This is a genomic window from Caballeronia zhejiangensis (assembly GCF_022879815.1).
Taxonomy (GTDB): Bacteria; Pseudomonadota; Gammaproteobacteria; order Burkholderiales; family Burkholderiaceae; genus Caballeronia; species Caballeronia zhejiangensis.
In genome coordinates, this window is sequence record NZ_CP084287.1 from 529,734 (window position 1) to 547,429 (window position 17,696).

The 17,696-nt window shown below is 59.4% G+C and carries 14 protein-coding genes; 9 read left to right on the forward strand and 5 right to left on the reverse strand.

Going from position 1 to position 17,696, the window contains the following annotated elements; genetic code table 11:
• Positions 1–463 precede the first annotated feature (463 nt).
• Positions 464–832, forward strand: a complete 369-nt coding sequence (locus LDZ23_RS32165) for a response regulator (protein WP_244808872.1) — start codon at positions 464–466, stop codon at positions 830–832.
• A gap of 387 nt (positions 833–1,219) precedes the next feature.
• Positions 1,220–3,682, forward strand: a complete 2,463-nt coding sequence (locus LDZ23_RS32170; protein ID WP_244808452.1) for an ATP-binding protein — start codon at positions 1,220–1,222, stop codon at positions 3,680–3,682.
• A 300-nt stretch (positions 3,683–3,982) separates the two neighbouring features.
• Here LDZ23_RS32170 and istB read toward each other — a convergent pair whose 3' ends face one another.
• Both istB and istA read right to left on the reverse strand, forming a co-directional pair.
• Positions 3,983–4,801: an IS21-like element helper ATPase IstB gene (gene istB, locus LDZ23_RS32175; RefSeq protein WP_033537271.1), complete on the reverse strand. Its 819-nt coding sequence runs from the start codon at positions 4,799–4,801 to the stop codon at positions 3,983–3,985.
• Entirely contained in the window at positions 4,798–6,291 is a 1,494-nt protein-coding gene (istA, locus tag LDZ23_RS32180) for an IS21 family transposase (protein WP_008342581.1), read from the reverse strand. Before istA ends, istB begins: the two co-directional genes overlap by 4 nt.
• Before the next feature lie 314 nt (positions 6,292–6,605).
• On the opposite strand from istA, the gene LDZ23_RS32185 reads away from it, so the two are divergent.
• From LDZ23_RS32185 to LDZ23_RS32195, 3 genes are all read left to right on the forward strand, one after another.
• Positions 6,606–9,608: a CheR family methyltransferase gene (locus LDZ23_RS32185; RefSeq protein WP_244808453.1), complete on the forward strand. Its 3,003-nt coding sequence runs from the start codon at positions 6,606–6,608 to the stop codon at positions 9,606–9,608.
• 180 nt (positions 9,609–9,788) lie between these two features.
• Positions 9,789–10,091, forward strand: coding sequence for a hypothetical protein (locus tag LDZ23_RS32190; protein WP_244808454.1), 303 nt, complete (start codon positions 9,789–9,791; stop codon positions 10,089–10,091).
• A gap of 678 nt (positions 10,092–10,769) precedes the next feature.
• On the forward strand, positions 10,770–12,482 hold the full coding sequence (locus LDZ23_RS32195; protein WP_244808455.1) for an AIPR family protein: 1,713 nt from the start codon (positions 10,770–10,772) through the stop codon (positions 12,480–12,482).
• Positions 12,483–12,785: 303 nt separating this feature from the next.
• On the opposite strand, the gene LDZ23_RS32200 is transcribed toward LDZ23_RS32195, so the two are convergent.
• Both LDZ23_RS32200 and LDZ23_RS32205 read right to left on the reverse strand, forming a co-directional pair.
• On the reverse strand, positions 12,786–13,034 hold the full coding sequence (locus tag LDZ23_RS32200) for a DUF1488 family protein (protein ID WP_244808456.1): 249 nt from the start codon (positions 13,032–13,034) through the stop codon (positions 12,786–12,788).
• A gap of 72 nt (positions 13,035–13,106) precedes the next feature.
• Entirely contained in the window at positions 13,107–14,273 is a 1,167-nt protein-coding gene (locus LDZ23_RS32205; RefSeq protein ID WP_244808457.1) for a tyrosine-type recombinase/integrase, read from the reverse strand.
• Between the two features lie 195 nt (positions 14,274–14,468).
• On the opposite strand from LDZ23_RS32205, the gene LDZ23_RS32210 reads away from it, so the two are divergent.
• The 4 genes from LDZ23_RS32210 to LDZ23_RS32225 all read left to right on the forward strand — a co-directional run bounded on the left by LDZ23_RS32210 (position 14,469) and on the right by LDZ23_RS32225 (position 16,993).
• Entirely contained in the window at positions 14,469–15,476 is a 1,008-nt protein-coding gene (locus LDZ23_RS32210; protein WP_244808458.1) for a DNA-binding protein, read from the forward strand.
• 85 nt (positions 15,477–15,561) lie between these two features.
• Complete coding sequence (gene relB, locus LDZ23_RS32215; protein ID WP_244808459.1) at positions 15,562–15,840, forward strand: type II toxin-antitoxin system RelB family antitoxin; 279 nt, start codon at positions 15,562–15,564, stop codon at positions 15,838–15,840.
• A 75-nt stretch (positions 15,841–15,915) separates the two neighbouring features.
• Positions 15,916–16,194, forward strand: a complete 279-nt coding sequence (locus tag LDZ23_RS32220) for an HU family DNA-binding protein (RefSeq protein ID WP_244808460.1) — start codon at positions 15,916–15,918, stop codon at positions 16,192–16,194.
• A gap of 334 nt (positions 16,195–16,528) precedes the next feature.
• A complete protein-coding gene (locus tag LDZ23_RS32225; protein WP_244808461.1) occupies positions 16,529–16,993 on the forward strand; it encodes an SET domain-containing protein in 465 nt (154 codons plus the stop codon).
• Here the strand turns inward: LDZ23_RS32225 and LDZ23_RS32230 are convergent.
• Entirely contained in the window at positions 16,967–17,281 is a 315-nt protein-coding gene (locus LDZ23_RS32230) for a hypothetical protein (RefSeq protein ID WP_244808462.1), read from the reverse strand. The two genes, LDZ23_RS32225 and LDZ23_RS32230, sit on opposite strands and share 27 nt — an antisense overlap.
• Positions 17,282–17,696 lie beyond the last annotated feature (415 nt).

Sequence of the window (17,696 nt, forward strand, 5' to 3'; positions counted from 1 at the left end):
AGCGCTAACGGCGAGTTTTTGTTCACCCAAGGCGCTGTGGCGGACCAAGAGTCTTTTCCGTGTTCATAACAGCAACATCGCTCGGAACCAATGTTTATTTTGTTCTAATCGAGCCAATAGCGGCCCGGTCAATTACACTCGCGCCGTCCAAAGACGAAACAACATTATGCGCGACAACTCGGAAGTGATTGCGGTCACTCGCCAAAACGGGGGATGGGTATGGTCGATCTCGACAGAAGATCCATTGCGAAACTGCATGAAGCTTGTTCGACAATCGGCGCGGGCGCTGCAGACCTATGAAGCGGCAATGGCCGAAGCCCAATCAGCGCTTGCAGATGTGGGCGGGTCGGCGTAATTGGGCACAGGCGTTGCGGGACGTAGCAAAACTTTGAGGTCCTGCGCTGTGATACCGCCTGAAACCTCTGTATGGGCCTCGCGCCCGTTTTCGCCGGTGAGAAAACCGGTGTGCGTTCTAATCGTCGACGACGATCAAGAAGTAGCCGAAGCGCTGTGCGCTGTACTTTTGCTTGAGGGCTTCGAGTCGCGTTTCGCTGACTGTATAAGGTGCCTTCAAATGATTGATGCATGGATTCCGCATGTTATTGTGCTGGATATCGAGATGCCGATCATGGACGGCTTCAAGGTCTCCCAGGCACTGCGACGCAGGACTCACCTAACTACGGCTGCCGTCATCGCTCACACATCGCTGGCCGAGGCTGACGTCATTGAGCATGGCAGTGCAGCCGGCATGGACGCGTATTGCCGTAAGGGCAACGCGCCGACGGTCTTGCTTGAACTTATCAGGCAGGTAGCGCCTCTTGATGTCTCCTAGAGTGATGAACTGCAGCAAGAGGAACACACTAACCATAGCTTGTCATCAGCAGAGATATAGCAACTGGCAAGTGTTGCTGCCTTTGGGGGTGGCTCGTGGAATCAGTTCGGCATTTTCGAATGCATGCCGAGTTGGTGTAAGGCGCAAGGGGTCTTGATCATGTCTGTGCCCGTTCACATGCCGCAGACGCGGCACAGCTGCGAGCGCACGACGTATGCAATGGGCACTCTGCGCCCGAGCCGCTGCGACACCGAACCCGATCGGCCAATAACAACGTCGCCCGCATCCACGCGGCCGACGGGGAGGAGGTCGACTGTCTCATATGTCGCTTGACCTCTCCCTGCGCTGAGAAACAGCGTGCCTCACACCAACTAAAGAGTAACCTCCATGACGGATTGCCCTTTATTTGAAGGCGACGGTGAAGTTCGCGCGCTCCTGCGGCAGCTCGATCGGAGCACCTCCCCGCTCGGGCATCCGTCGGGCTGGCCGCCGCCGCTTACCACGGCGGTCAGCATGGTGCTGAGCTCGGCATTCCCGATGTTCGTGGCCTGGGGGCCAGACCTCCGCTTTCTCTACAATGACGCCTACGCGGTCATCATGGGCGACAAGCTTCCGGGCGGGCTCGGCGGGCGCTTCGAGCAGATCTGGGCAGAAATTTGGCCCGACATCGCCCCCATCGTCGAACGCGCCCTATCGAACAGATCGGCCTACTTTGAGGACTTGCCGCTCACCCTGAAGCGGCACGGCTATCCTGAAGAAGGCTTCTTTACGTTTTCCTATTCGCCGTTGCATGACAGCGACGGACAGGTAGGCGGCATGTACTGCAGCGTTATCGAGACGACCGACCGGGTGCTGGCTGAACGGCGTGCGGCGTTCGAGCTCAAGGTGTCGGACGCGCTTCGCCCGCTCTCGTCGCCCGAAGAGGTCATTACACGTGCGAGCACGCTGCTCGGCATGCAGCTCAACCTGGCCCGTGTGATTTACGGTGAATGTGACGCAATCAACGGCACGTTCTACGTGCCACGTGACTGGACCAACTCGTCCGTGCCCAGCCTGGCAGGGATGCGTTTCGCGTTGAATGACTTCGGTCCCAGCATCACTGACCCGTTGCGCGCTGGCCAGGTAGTCTCCGCCAGCGATACCCGGAAAGATCCGCGCACCGTCGAATTTGCCAACTCGTACGGGATGACCGCGATCCGCTCGTTCGTGGCGGTGCCACTCATCAAGGGCGGACAGTTGGTCGCCTTCCTCGGCCTGCATCGCGCCGATCCCTACAGTTGGACGAAGACAGACATCCGCTTTGCTCGCGACATGGCCGAACGTACTTGGTCGGCCGTCGAGGCCGCACGGGCCCAAGCGGAGTTGCGTACCGAGCGCGACCGCAGCCGTGACATCTTCGACACGATGGCCGAAGGGTTTATGCTCATGGACCGCCACTGGAATGTGATCTACATGAACGCCGAAGGGTTGCGCATTGCGGATATGACCAGCGCTCAAGTCCTGGGTCGCAAGCACTGGAACATCTGGCCGGAAGCGACCGACAGCGAGGCGGTGCGGATGTATCACCGGGTGAGAGCAAGCGGCGAGGCTGCGACCGCCGAATACTGCCAGCGCCATCCAGACGGTGATGTCATCTGGGTCGAAGTGCGCGCCTATCCGACGAGCGAAGGCGGTGTTGCATCGTTTTTCCGCGACATCACCGAGCGCAAGGTGGCGGAGCAGAAGCTGAGGGCGGCCGACCAACGAAAGGACGAATTCCTGGCGATGCTTGCGCACGAGCTTCGCAACCCGCTGGCGCCCATTGCTGCTGCCGCGGACCTGCTCAAGATCGGCAAAGTCGACGAAGCGCAGGTGCGCCACAGCAGTGCCATCATCGGGCGCCAGGTCGCGCACATGACGGGACTGGTGAACGATCTGCTGGATGTATCCCGTGTCACGCGCGGGCTGGTGACTTTGTCGAAGGCGCCGGTCACTGCCCAGGCGATCGTCGAAGAAGCAGTGGAGCAGGTGCGGCCGCTGATCGAGCTGCGCCGGCAGCATCTGACCGTCGGCGTGCCGCGGGTGGAGGCGACCGTCTTGGGCGACAGGGCGCGGCTGATTCAGGTGCTGGTCAACCTGCTGAATAACTCAGCCAAGTACCCGCCCGATCAGCGGCGCATCGAAATCCGCGCCGAGGTCGATGGCCAAGATCTCGTGATTGCCGTGCGCGACGAGGGCATTGGCATGGAAGCCGAACTTACGACGCGTGCGTTCGACCTGTTTGCTCAGGCCGAGCGGTCGTCGGATCGTTCGCTCGGCGGCCTGGGACTGGGGCTGGCGCTGGTCAAACACCTGGTCGAGCTGCATGGCGGCGCAGTTTCCTGCTCCAGCCCGGGGCTCGGCATGGGCAGTACCTTCGTAATCAGGCTGCCCCTGATGCAGGCGCAACCGGTGGCCGCGGAGCGGCTATCGACAGCGCAGCCGATAACGAACAATCGTTTGAAGCTGATGGTCGTGGACGACAACGTCGATGCGGCTGAAGCGCTCGGTATGCTGCTGGCTGCCTGCGGACACGCAGTGATCGTCGAACACGAATCGAGGCGCGCGCTCGCGCGTGCGCTGCAAGAGCGGCCTGACGCTTGCCTGCTTGACATTGGCCTGCCCGAGATGGATGGAAACGAATTGGCGCGGCACCTGCGAAGCCGTCCCGAAACGTCCGGCGTTGTCCTGATCGCAGTCACAGGCTACGGGCAGGAAAACGATCGCCAGCGCAGCGCGCAGGCCGGTTTCAACCATCACCTGGTCAAGCCGCTCGCCGTTGACCAGTTGGCGGAGATTTTGGCCGGCGTTCGGACCGGATTCGATGAATAAAGCGCGTACTTTTTGCGATTGCGACGCCCGAACAACGCAATTCGTTGTCAATCGTCCATCTGCGTCCCGTCGAGGAGGCTGAGACCTTCCGACGTGATCTCGACGGTTACGCGCGATCGGGGTGTCGACTCGGGGTCGACCGGATTCTAAAAGCGCAGTGCATGCCGAGGCCGCGCAGTCGTCTTTCGCGAGCAGCGACCCACCACGCCCCACTGGACGCGACTGGATTAGACAGCGTCAAGCGGCACGGCCGGTCAGCGACAACTATTCTGGCCGGTCGACGGGTGTAATTGTCGCTGGCTAGTTCATAGTTGTCGCTTCTCCATCGTAATTGTCGTCGGGTAATTGTCGCCGGCGCGCGCTCTGTTTGTCGCTGGCCTTTCGACGGCGATAGCTTTCAACATTGAGTTCGAAGATCGTCGAGTGATGGACGAGCCGATCAATGGCTGCGACCGTCATGCCAGGGTCGGGGAACACGTCATTCCATCCCGAGAATGGCTGGTTGGCCGTTATGAGCAGACTTTTACGCTCATACCTCTCGGCGATCAGTTCGAACAGCACACTGGTTTCGGCCTGGTCCTTACGCGCGTACGACAGGTCGTCCAGGATGATGAGATCAAACCGATCAAGCTTCGTGAGAGCGGATGGAAGCTGCAGGCTCTGACGCGCAGCCTGGAGTTTCTGGACGAGCTCGCTCGTGCGTGTGAACAGCACTCGATAGCCGGCTTCGATTAAAGCGTGTCCGATGGCTGAACCTAAATGACTTTTACCGCCACCGGGGGGCCCGAACAGGAGAATCGTGGCACCTTTCTCCAGCCACGAATCTCCGGTCGCCAGTGCCGTGACATGCGCTTTCGAGACCATTGGCACCATGCCGAAGTCGAAGGTGGCCAGCGTCTTGGTTGGATCAAGATGTGACTCGGTACGATGCCGCTCGATGCGTCGTTTGGCACGTTCGGCCAGTTCGTGCTCAAGCAGCGCCCCAAGCAATCGCGTAGCCGGCCAGCCTTCCTTATCAGAGCGCTCAACGAACTCGGGCCATAACCTGCCGATGGTCGGCAGACGTAGCTCGTTCAACATCAAGGCCAGACGGCCGTTGTCATGGGCAGGGGCGTTCATGCTGCCACCTTGTCGAGAAGCTCGTCATAGACCGCGACGGGCGGCATTTCGACTACGACCTCGGGACATTGGGCCTGACGCGGCGCGAATTCATCGCGCAACTGCTTCAGATCGGGCAGTTCGCCTGCTTCGAGCAAGGCCTCGAGCCGCTCGGCCAGCAACGCCTCAACGCCGTGATGTCCTGCGAGTTCGAGCAGCCCTACGATCGTCTTGCATGCCTGGCGTTGCGTCAGTTGCGTCTCCAGCTTCTCCCAGGTCCGTCGGTAGGCTTCACGGGGAAACAGCGCGTCGCGAAACGCGAACCCCCTGAACGCCTGCGGCTTGCGCTTGAGAGAATCGATGAAGTGACGATAGTCCAGCGCGTGGCGGTTATCGGCGGCACGGGATCCTCGCGGCGTACTGTGCACCAGCGCGCCCGACAGATAGCAGTCGAGCCGGTCACCATAGATCCGCACCTTTAGCCTATGGCCGATCAGGCGTGACGGTGCGCTGTATAGGATGCCGCGCACGGTGAATGTGCTGCAGCGGGTCACGAGTGCTTCTTCCTCGACGAAGTCAGTAGTGCGACGTACGGGCAAATCCTGCAACTGTGCGCGCTCAATGCGAAACGCCGCAGCGTTGCGCCGGTTCCGGCGCATCACCACCTCACGGATGAATTCATCGTAGGCGGGCCGGTCAGCGAAGTCGCGATGACCGCGAAGCATCAAGGCCTGGTCGACCGCTTCCTTCAGATACCGATGCGATGACTCCACGCTGCCGTTCTCGTGACCCAGGCCCCGATTGTTGCGCGTGCCCTCCATGCCGTAATGGTCGAGCAGCGCTGAGTAACGTTTCGTGAAGTCCTCCTGCTCTGTCAGATTCTTGAAGGCAGCCGACAGGCTGTCAGAGCGATGTTCGCGCGGGCAGCCGCCGGCCTGCCACAGCGCGTTCTGCAATCCCGCTGCGAGGGCCTCGAAACTCTCGCCTCCCTCAACAACGTTCGCGTATTCCCAGCGCGAGAACGCCAGTACGAAGTGATACAGCCGATGACCGAATGGGGCACCGCCGATCGTCACGCAAAGCTTGCTCATATCGGTGAAGTCTGACAGACCGCGCACACCGGGCTGATGCTCCTGGGGGAAGAACACCTCCTGCGTAGGCCCTTCAAGCGCCCGCCACTGGCGAATACGCCGTTCCAGCGTGCGGCGCATGCTATCGGGATAGCAACCCGGGTGATCGTCTTGCAGCTTGCGCAGGATCGTGATGCCCATCAGGTGGGGCGCGTTGCGCAGCAGCGGTACGACTTCGCTCTCCCATACGTCGACGAAGGGATCAGCTCGGGTCCGCCATGTTTGCCGTGGTTTCTGAGAAGGCAAGGTGGCGTCACGTTCGATGCGGCGCGCCGTACGCACGCTGATACCGGTCTTGGCGGCCGCGACTTCCTGGGAGTACTGTTTGCGCTTGTTCATATAGAGATGAACCTGTTGGTCGGTAATGCGGGTTCCAGACATGAGCTGACCGCTTCTTCTTCAAGCTTCGATCAGTCCATCCTAAAGCCCGTCGACCTGGCGCCGCCGGTGGCTCATCGTCTACGGCGACTGCGCCGCCCTTCGACTCCTCACCACCGGCCAAAACGATCGTCAACGACCGGCCAAAACAATTGTCGCTGCCCACTGGATCCACCTCCGGCTACCCGCCTCGCGACTAGCTGAATAGGCGCATCATGTGAGCTTAGGCCATTCCGGCTTGCTCAACTGACCACTGGGCCGCGCGCTCGCCGCCGAACGGGTCGGTTCGTCCTCCACGGTGAACGCGGCGCTGCGGCATGCCGCTGCAGGTCGGGAAGCGAAATATTCAAGGGCTGATCATGACCGAAGCGCACCTCGCGGCGAACGGCAATCCCGACGACCTGGTCATCGTTGCCATCGGCGCGTCAGCGGGCGGCATCACCGCGTTACAGCAATTGTTCAAGGCGTTGCCCGCAGATTCGCCGCTTGCATTCGTTGTCGTCCAACACCTTCCGCCAGACCTTGCAAGCAACCTTGGAAGCCTGATCGCAAAATGGACTCGGATGGAGGTGCGCTCAGTCGTCGATGGCCTCCGACCGACCTCGAACTGTGTGTACGTGCCCGCGGCAGTCGATGTCTTGACTATCGAACAGGCCAGATTTCGTACGAGAAGTGGCCGCGCCCACGAACGCCCAGGAATCGACACGATCGATGTTTTCTTCGAAAGTCTTGCGCTCGATAAAGGACGGCATGCTATCGCCGTCGTGTTGTCAGGGACAGGTATGGACGGCACGGCGGGCGCGATGCGCGTCAGGGAAAAAGGGGGATTCGTCATCGTTCAAGATCCGCTGACCGCGCTTTATGATGCGATGCCTCGGGCGGTGATTTCTCGCGGGATCGCAGATCACATTCTGCCGATTGCGAAGATTGGCGAACAGTTGCGCTTATGTGCCGGCCCCGAGCATGCTCATTCCGTGCAGAGCGCCGACTGGGCCACTGATGTGTCGAAGACACTCGGACGTTTGTTCACGCTGATTCGCGAGAAGACAGGCTTTGATCTAGGCGGCTACAAAACCTCGCCCGTGCTTTGGCGCATCCAGCAGAGGATGGACGTTCGCCACGTGCAAGCGTTCGAGGATTATTTGGCTCTCTTAGAGGACGAACCGGCCGAACTGGAAACGCTGGTTCGAAGCATTCCAATCCACGTCACCGAGTTCTTCCGAGACCCCGAGGCATGGGAGGCGCTGCGCGATGAAGTAATCAAGCCCCTCATGCAGGAGGAAGGCGCAAGCCGACAACTGAGGATCTGGACTGTGGGCTGCGCGACAGGCGAAGAAGCCTACTCGATCGCCATGCTTTTGAGTGAATCCGCGCAAAGCAGTCGCCCGCTCAACATCCAGGTCTTCGCAACGGACGCCTCGGCTGAGATCGTGGCCTGCGCCAGCAAAGCTCAATTTTCCGAGAAAGCGGTGCAGAAGCTCACCGCGGAGCAGAAAGCCCGCTTCTTTTACATTGCGGACCATGCATACCGAGTCAGGCGCAGCCTGCGCGAGAACATGGTGTTTGCCGCACATGACGTGCTCGTCGATCCGCCATTCGATAACGTGGACCTGATCACCTGTCGTAATCTGTTGATCTATCTCGAGCCCGATGCAAGGCACCGCGCCGTCTCTGCGCTCCATCACTCGTTGCGAGTTGGCGGTTGCCTCTTCTTAGGCAAGAGCGAGTCTCTCCCACTGGATTATGAAGGGTTGGAGCGCGTATCGCCCGAACTGAACGTGTACCGAAAGGTGCGTGACGTCGCGGCAGCTGTCGGCGTACTACCCCACCAGACCATGCAAAGCGCAGCGGCTATATCGGAGAGCGCGCATCGCGCTGCCATCGAGCAGGATAACCTTCCATCCGTTCTAGCTGATGACGAGCTTCGGATTCTTCGGATATACGGATCCACGGACAATATTTTGCGGCTGCCCGCCGGCGAACCGAGTCTTAATCTGAGCGTTTTGGCTCGGCCTAATCTCTCCGCTTGTCTCAGTGCTACCAGCGCGAAGGCTCTGCAGGAACACACTTCGGTCATCGGATTCTGTCCCGCCGATGGAGCAGGCGCGTCGTCCATGCACGTTCGGGTGACGCCATTACAACCACGGCATGATGTCGATGCCACAAGGCTGTTGATCTCGTTTGTTCGGGGTCCACAAGCCGATTCGATTAGCGATGTTCGAGCCAGCCATTTAGACATCGCCGCACACAGTCCTCAGTATTCCAGTGAGGTGGCCATCTCTCGAGCGGAGCTCGAAGCGTCGCGCGAAGAGTTGCAGGCGCTCAACGAAGAATTAAAGTCATCAAACGAGTCACTCAACGCGAACATGGCCGACCTGTACCAAACCAACTTGCGCTTACAAGGTAAGATAGATGAGCTAGCCATGCAAAGCGATGTCCTGGCCTCTGGCGCTGTGATGATGGTCTTTCTGGATGCAGACCTCGTCGTGCGCTGGTTCACACCGGCGGTCAGCGAACTGATTCCGTTGAGGGCCTCCGACACTGGGCGGCGCATCACGGATCTCGCGCCGACATTTGCCGACGATACGTTCCACGCCCATATTGCCGCTGTCATCGAGACCCGCGATCCGCGCGAAGCAGAAGTTCGCCATGTCGATGGAAGGTGGTTCTTGCGAAAGGTGCGGCCGCACGCTTCAAAAGATGCGGGGGCTTGTGGTGTGGCGATCAACTTCACCGATATTTCGGCACACAAGCTTGCCGAGCACATGCGCCGTGAGATCGAAAGGCAGAGAGGCTTTCTGCTAGAGATGGGCGACCTCTTGCGCTCGCTCACTGATAAGAAGGAAATTCAGCAGGAAAGCGTCAAGAGGCTGCGACTGTTCTTTGATTGTGCATGGGTCTTCTATCAGGAGGCTAGCTCGAACAGGATTGAGCAGTGCTTGGTCGAAAGCCGTCGCGAAATGGGTTCTCCGCCGGCAGTGCCCTTGGGCGGAGCGTTTTTGGCCAGCATGCTTGTGAATCGGCTCAAAGTGGCCGATCTAAACATCGCAGACACTGGGAAGTCGGCAGATGATCGGCTTGAATGGGCTGAGCGATACGCCGGGGACGCAATCAGGTCGGTCCTCGGCGTATCGCTCAGGCGAGACGGTGAGGTACTCGCGACATTATGCCTGTGCGATACATCCGAAAGAGCATGGGCCGAGGAAAGTGCGACTCTCTTGCGGGATCTGGCTGAGAGGATCTGGAACGCCACCACGCGTGCAGAGGCCGAGTCTGCGCGCGGCGGAAGCGAGAACTTGCTCGGTCGCAGTCAGGCGTGATCATCGGCGCAAAAGGAGGCGTTTCGAGCGCCCTCCGTGCCATGAGCGGCGCACCGCTCGGCTGCACCCCGAACGCGGTCCGCTTATGACAAGGTGAGCTTGCCTTCCGTACGTGCGCCCGGCGGATAAACGGATTAGACTGGATGTAATCCATTTCACCGGCGCTGGCAGGAGGCGTAAGTGAACAACAACGACGTTTTACTTGCCATCCAGCGCTTCGACACTACCGCACGGAACATGCTGGTCTTCGACCCCGCGTCGATTAGCATGCTTGCCGGCTTGCTCCGCGCGGCACGGCAGCTAGAGATGGACGATCGACTGGAGCATGATGTGATCATCGTTAGCTCCTTACTGACCATGGGGCAGCACCGGCGGGCGTTCGAGCGTCTCAAACGCGCGGTGATCGATGCTTACTTCCGAACGCCGAGCGTCTATACAGGCCTCATTCCCGAGTGGCGGCGATACGTGCCCTTGGATCCGTGACAAGACGGCGTCGGCATCGGACCGTCGAAGATTGACCAGTCTGCAAGCGCAGATCGATCTCCCGTCGTTGAAGTCGAGATTGCCATGGCAACGCATAATTCTCCAGGCGCTCGTCGGGTGGGGTGGAACAGGGACGCCAACCGGCCGGAAGCCCCCGCGAAAGCTCCGCGAGATCTGGGGCGATTCGTAACGGGGCTGCGGATTTCGTCCAAGCTCGCGAGTTAGCAATGTTTAATCTCGCGATCCGCACTAAGCTTCTGACGCGCTTGCAAGTCCACGACTGCCATATGTCGCTGTCGATCGGCGTGCCAAAATTGTCCGCGTTTCCGCTTCGACCATGCTGACGACAACGAGAGGCGGCTTGGCTGCAGATAGCCGACATATCGAGGACGCGTCTGTGAGCGTCGCCTTTGGGTCGGGTCCTGCCGGCCGCGTCGGGCGGCAGCCGGGCCATTAAGAGCCGTAGCTGACCGAGAGCACAATGGCAGGCGAGCATCGGCCTGCGGACGTTCACCGACGACGGCTCACAGATTTTCCCACGGTACCCGCCTACCCCCGGCGAAATAGTTTTCGTGCCGGCAGGTGCCTACCTGATTCCGAAGTGTTGTTGTATTATCAATCACAAAGATTGATGCTCAATCTTGGTATGCTTCACTATCGGCTTAGTTCGGGGATCAAATGGACGTCGTTACAAGTAGTCTTCTAAAAGGATTCGTTCACAGTCAAAAAATCACTGCAGAAACTGAAGCGGCGCAATTTGAGGCTTTCGTCAACTACATCACGATATCCGACCTCTATCCTGAAGAGTTCGATTTTACATCCGTAGCAACCGGCGAAGGTGAATTTGGGCTCGATGGGATTGCCATAATAGTAAACGACATTCTCGTTGACGACGAGGAGCAATTGGACGACTTGGTTGCCTATGCTCCAAGCTTGAATGTGCAATTTGTATTTCTCCAAGCGAAGACAAGCGCCGGCTTTGACGGCGGCGAAATGTTGAAGTTTTACGAGGCTGTCGACGATTTTTTCGATCAAAACGTCAAATTTAAGCAGAACGAAAAAATACAAGAACTCCAGAGGGTTAAAAACAAGATTTACGAGTATGCGTCTAAGTTCACGCGAGGCCTTCCGAAGGTAAATTTGTACTATGCGAGCACGGGCACTTGGACAGACGATCAAAACCTGTGTGTTATGAGGAACAAAGCACTGAAGAGGCTCGACGAACGGCATATTTTCAGCTCTTGCGTTTTTCATCCTTTGGATGTGGGTAAGGTACAGAAGCTTTATTTCCAGACGAAAAACTCGTTCAAAACCACAATTCAATTTCAGCAGAGCCTTGCCTTGCCGGAGATACCGAAGGTCCGCGAATCGTATATCGGCCTCCTGCCAATAAGCGAGTATGCAAAAGTGATCACCGACGACGAAGGACTTGTTCGTCGAAAGCTATTTTTCGACAACATTCGCGACTTTCAAGGAGAAACGGATGTTAACAAATCCATCGCGAAAACTTTGACCTCGGATGAGCATATCGAGTTTCCGCTTCGCAATAACGGGGTCACCATTGTTACCCGAAAATTGCAACGTGTCGGCTCGCAGTTTACGCTCGAAGATTTTCAGATTGTGAACGGCTGTCAGACTAGTCATGTTATTGCCGCGAGCAAGACTGAGAATAATGCCGCTACTCTAATTCCGATTAAAATCATTGCTACAGAAGATGAAGAAGTCACAAGAAAAGTCATCATCGCTTCCAATCAGCAAAATCGCGTCGATGAGGATAGTTTTTGGGCATTAGACCCAATACAAAAAGCAATTGAGATATATTTTGAGTCAAAAACGGATGATTTGCGTCTGTACTATGAACGTCGCCCAGGGCAATTCAATACGATGCCCGGTATCGAAAAAGTACGTATCATCACGAAGGATTCGCTATTAAAAAATTACGCCTCGATATTTTTGGAGCAACCGAATCAAGTGGGTCGATATTACAAAGATCTGACGCCATTGATCGGGAAGGAGATTTTCAATCCGAAGCATGAAGTTCATTCATATTACACAGCAGCTTATATCGCGTATCGGCTCGAGTTCATGTTTCGAAACAGACGGCTCGCTCCAGAGTTGAAGCCGTTCCGGTTTCAACTCGCGATGGCAGCTCGGTTAATCGTGGAGAAACGATACGGTCTCGAGCCAGATAAGAAGCGAAGTCGTGCGTATTGCGTGAAGGTAGACGAGGTCATGTCGGACGTTGAAGACGCGCAAAAGGTTTTCGAAGCTGCGCAGGAAGCGATCCACAAGGCAGTGCATGAGTTGGGAGCGAGTGATGCTGGCCTAGACAGGCGAACCGCCAAGATGAAAGACATGCGCGACAAGTTGCGCGACGTCATTGGAAGTTGAGGCCGGTAAAGTGCGACCCGCGACGTCCGATCAGCGATTCTTCTGGGGGTCCCTGGTACACGACCGTTCATCCGCCGGGAGCGGCCATCGATAGTCTGGGAGCCAAGGGCCGCTCCGGGTCGAAAGTGTGAGTTGGGGGTGTCGCCGGTGGCGCGGCCGTGGTTGAAACCGGGGCGTTTCGCCTTCCGCCGGATGCAACTAATAGTCTCTGTTTCCATGCGCCTTTGCGTTGCGGTGCACCTAGCGTTTCAGTGTGGGTCTGCAAAATGAGACGCGAGACCGTCAACCACCTGATAAGTCACCCTATGTGAGACGGGCGTGACTCGTTGACCGGTCCCGCAGTTTCCGTCGCGCGGCCGCTTCGATCCGGGCGAAACCGTCCCTGAACGCGCTCACCAGCCGGCTATCGTCCGCGTTGGGCGGGCGCCAGAAAAAGACTTCCAAGCACCTGCGCGTCACGACGCACGACACGCTTTCTCCGCGCCAATCGATGACGAAGCTGAGGGCCTGTTTGTCTGTTGAGATCTGGGGTTCGGGCACGAGGACTTTCATGAGCAGCGTTACGGTTGACGGCTAGAATCGGCGGTGCGCTCACCGGGACGCGATAGGCGATCTAGCGAAGTTTCACCAGTCTACCCGGTGCTTTTCTTCAGTCTCCTGATGGCGCCGATCGTCGTCGACGTGCAGGTAGATGCTGGTGGTCGTCAGCGAAGCGTGGCCGAGGTTGTCGCGCACCGTGCGCAGGTCAATCTTTTGATCAGCCATGTGCGAGCCGGCGCTGTGCCTGAGCCAATGCGCGGACGCTTTTTCGAGGAGATCGGCCCGCGCGCTCGCCGTCTCATCGCGCTCACGCAAGCGCGCCGCTGCGCCCGCAAATACGTCCTTCACGATGGCGTGCAGCGCCGCGCGCGTGAGCGGCGCGCACGTCTCGATGCGTGCGTTCGACGCCGTGGCGCCAATCGGCAACACAAGCGGCGTATCTTCGTTAGGCAACGGCAGCGCGCTCAATCCAAGCTGCTGCCGATAGCGGGACAGTTCCATCATCATCTCGCGCGTCGCGGGCACGAGCCGTTGCTTGCCGCCTTTGCCGTGCACGGTCAGCCACCAGCGCAACGCGCCGTCCGCATCGTGTCGCACGAAGAACTCGCCCATGGTGGTGGCGCCCACCTCCGCGATGCGCAGTCCGCCGAGATAGAGCAGGGTGAATAACCACCGGACGCGGTACGCATGGGCTTTTTCCCGGTCCGTTTGCTTGGGCATGGTCGCAATGAAGTCCTTGACCTCCTGCCACACGCTCGGCTCCAGATACCGGGTGATGCGTGGCGCGGCGTGGCGCGTGCGTTGGCGTGAGAGCGACAGCGGATTGCCGGCCAGATAGCCGGCCTGCACCAACCACGAGAACATCGCGTTGAGGATGATGGTTGCCTGGCGTTGGCTGGACGGCGAGAGCGGACCGTAGAACGGCCGCCAGCGCGCGTCGCTGCGCGGATGCTTGCGCCCGCCCCCGGCTACCCAAGTGCCGGCAGGCTGCGGATCGGCGAGAAACTGTTGATAGCGCAGACAGTCTTCATGGGTCAGAGAGGAGAGGGGTTTGCCCATCTCGACGACCGACCAGAGCAGGAGCCGTTCAGCCTCCTTGCGGTAATTCTCAAAAGTGGTTTTCGTATCGACGAAGCGTGACAGCCAGGCGCGGATCGCGTCGAGGTCGTGATCGGCGGCAATCTGGGCGCGCCCTGTCACTGCCCGATTTAGCCCCGCCGATCCGTCGAGCTCGGTGGGAATGACGAGCATCTCAAGCGGTGCCGGCTGCAATGCATACGGTGGTGGGGGCGGCGTAGCGGACTTCGAAGTCACGTTCGTTTTGGCACCGGGTCGTCGTCAAGTTATCAACATTATAGCACTAATGTCAAATACGGTCCCGCGGGAGGTTGGGAAATGGGCGGATTACGTTGTATTATGGGCTGGTTCCTTTGCACCATTGCACGTATGTCCGACGTTCTTTCCGACGAAACCCGCCTGGCGGCCGACATCGAACGCCTGAAGGTCGAATTTCCCAAGACCCGCGAGCTCTATCGCGAGGTGTGCGCGCTGCTGTTTTTCCGCTTCGGCGTGCCGCCCACGGCCAATCGCCTCTACAACCTGGTCCGGCGCGGCACCATGAGCACGCCGGCGTCGGTCTTGAGCGAGTTCTGGGCGGAGTTGCGCGAGAAGAGCCGGGTGCGCATTGAGCACCCGGACCTGCCGAAGGATCTGAGCGAAGCGGCGGGCGAGTTGATCGGGACGCTGTGGACGCGCGCGGCGACCGCCGCGCAGGCCGAGCTCACGTCGCTGCGAGACGAAGTCGACGCGCAGCGTGCCGAGGCCGAGCGAAAGGTTATCGCCGCCCGGGAAGAACTGGGCCGCACGGAGACGGCGCTCGAGCAACGCACCGCGGCATTGTTAACAGCGCAGGTCGAGATACGGGAATTGGAGCGGCAGCAGGCGCAAGAGGCCGCCACGCGCAAAGCGCTCGAGGCGCAGATCCAGCGTCTCGCCGAGGACGCGGTGACGCGCGAGCGCGAACTTGAAAAAGTGCGCGACACCTTCTCGCGCGACCTTGAGAGGCTGCGGGAAACCGCCAGCCGTGCCGAGGATCGCTTACGCGCATCGGAGAAGCGCGCGCTCATGGAGATCGATCGGGAGCGCAGCGCGAGGGCCAAGGCGCAGAAAGAACTGGCCGAGGCGGCCAAGCGGGCGGAAAGACGAGAGGCCGAGCATCGTCGCACCGTCGACGCGCTGCAGGCGCAGCAGGGCGACACGCGCCACCAGAACGGCATGCTTCAAGGCAAGCTCGCCGCGCTCGAAGCGGCACATCACGCGCTGCAGGAACAGCTAAAGTCGCTGCGCACCGCGGCGCGGCCGTCGACGCGCGTGACCGCCGCCGAAGCCCGTTCAGGGCGAGTCGCCCGAAAGGCACCGGCTGGCAAAGCGGCGAGCGTGAAAGGTCGTCGATAAATACTAATCGGATCGCGCCCGCGGGTAGGCGCCATCCAAGGCCGAAGCCGCGCCATCCGCGTGGTCGGTCAACAGGAGCGGGCAGATGAGAAGATCAGCAGAGAACAAGTTGCGGGTCGTGGCAGTACGCATCGACCCCGTCATCGAACAGCGCTTGCGCGTGTTGGCAGAGGCGACGGGGCGCAAACAATCGTTCTTTCTGCAGCAGATGATCGAAGAGGGCATCGAGGCCATGGAGGAAATCTGGCTGTCGCCGCAGACGCTCGCCAAGGTCCGAAATGGCGATTTGCCTGAGCTGCTTGACGCGCGTAGCGCGACCTCGGATCTGTTCGACTTGGATGGGACCGATGCGACTCGTCGATAGCAGAGGGTCGCGATCCGATGGGTGTCCAGCGTTCGGTATGATCGGGTTTGTTTTTAATAGAAAGGAAGCGTTTCAATGAACAAGCAGGAACTGATTGACGCGGTGGCCTCCGGAGCCGGTACGAGCAAGCTCGCCGCAGAGCAGGCCATCAATGCGGTGTTTGAGACGATCGCCAAGACGGTGGCGGCAGGTGATGCTGTGCAATTGATCGGCTTTGGCTCGTTCGGGGCCGGCGAACGTGCCGCGCGCACGGGCCGCAATCCGAAGACCGGTGAGCCGATCGAAATCGCGGCAGGCAAGACGGTCAAATTCACCGCGGGCAGGGCGTTCAAGGATGCCGTCAACCAAGCGTGAGCGAGGGCGGCGCCTTGCATGCCGCCGACTTAGAAGAGTTGTGCTCCGAGCGGCCCTAGGCTATTGAGCTGGACGGCCGTGCGACGTTCCGTGCCGTCCGCGTGAATCGAGCGGATCATGATCCGTCGGCCACGCGCTTCGCCCAGCACCTCAACGATGCGATCCTCGTACCGCACGAGGGTGCCACGGGGCGGTTTGCGTTTGATGCGGCTGCGACCGGTGGAAGAAGGCATAAGGATATCAACGCGGGCGTACGGCGATCGTATCACGCCAAGATGCGGCGGCGGCACATCGTCTCGCTCACCGGTTCACAGCAATAAGGAAGGGCAAAATAATGCGCCGCATCGTTGTACGTTCTTCACCGGTCCACGGACGCGGCGTATTCGCGCTGACTCAGATCCGTGCCAACGAGCAGATTCTGGAATACAAGGGCAAGCGGGTGTCGTGGGCACAAGCGCAGCGCCAGTATGCGCGCTCCGCCGCCGAAGACGGCCACACCTTTTACTTCGATCTCGACAATGGGCGCGTGATTGACGGTGCACAGGGCGGCAACTCGGCGCGATGGGTCAATCACAGCTGCGCGCCGAACTGCGAGGCCGAGCAAGACGGCAGCCGGGTGTTCTTCCTCGCGCTGCGCGACATCAAGCCCGGCGAAGAGTTGTTCATCGACTATGGACTAATCGTGGAAGGGCGAAAAACGGCTGCGCTCAAGCGGCGCTATGCATGCCGCTGCGGGTCCGACACCTGTCGAGGGACGATGCTGGCCGCGTCCTCAAAGCGCGCCACGGTTGAAGCGTGATTGGCATTCAATCATCGAGCATGGCGATTGCCGAAGGGGCCAGCGAAACGCGCAAAGCACTGTCGATCTGTCGAAACGCATATAGTCCAGGCAGCATCGCTCGAATAGACGGCGGCGAACATGGAAGAATCTGCGAGCACCGTCGCGAAGAATGCCGATAACGCCGCCGAGTGCACGCACGCCGCGACGAAAGCATGCGGCGACGCGACTCGGCGCGGCGACGCTCAACGCCGTGGTCGCGACCATGCGCAGCATCGCGCAGGCTTCGTCGCACATGACCGACATCATCGGCGTGATCGAAGGCAACGCATTAGGGGACCGTAGAAAGGTCGCTAGTGCGCGTCGCTGCGCGTCAACGGACTAGACGCTGAGCAGGTAGCGTACTTGTTTTCATTGCCCCGCCCACGGCTACTTGTCAGACCCGCCGCGGATCTAAGCGTCCTCCCGCTTCACGCGGTTATGCCTCACTAGATGGCTTCCAATTTCCGCTTTTTACACGTAGCACGAAGCTTCGAGTTCGGGGTGCATAGTTTGCTTCATTTCCATAATCATCCGGCTTCCTGCGAGCGTGCATAGGAATTCGTTATATTGCCCGTGCCGTTTTCGAACTGAGTTGGCCCGCCCCGATGAAGCAGCCGCTCGGAGCCTGTATCACTGAAACGGTCCGAGAGCACGGCTTTGCCACGACAGGGTAGGTGAACGC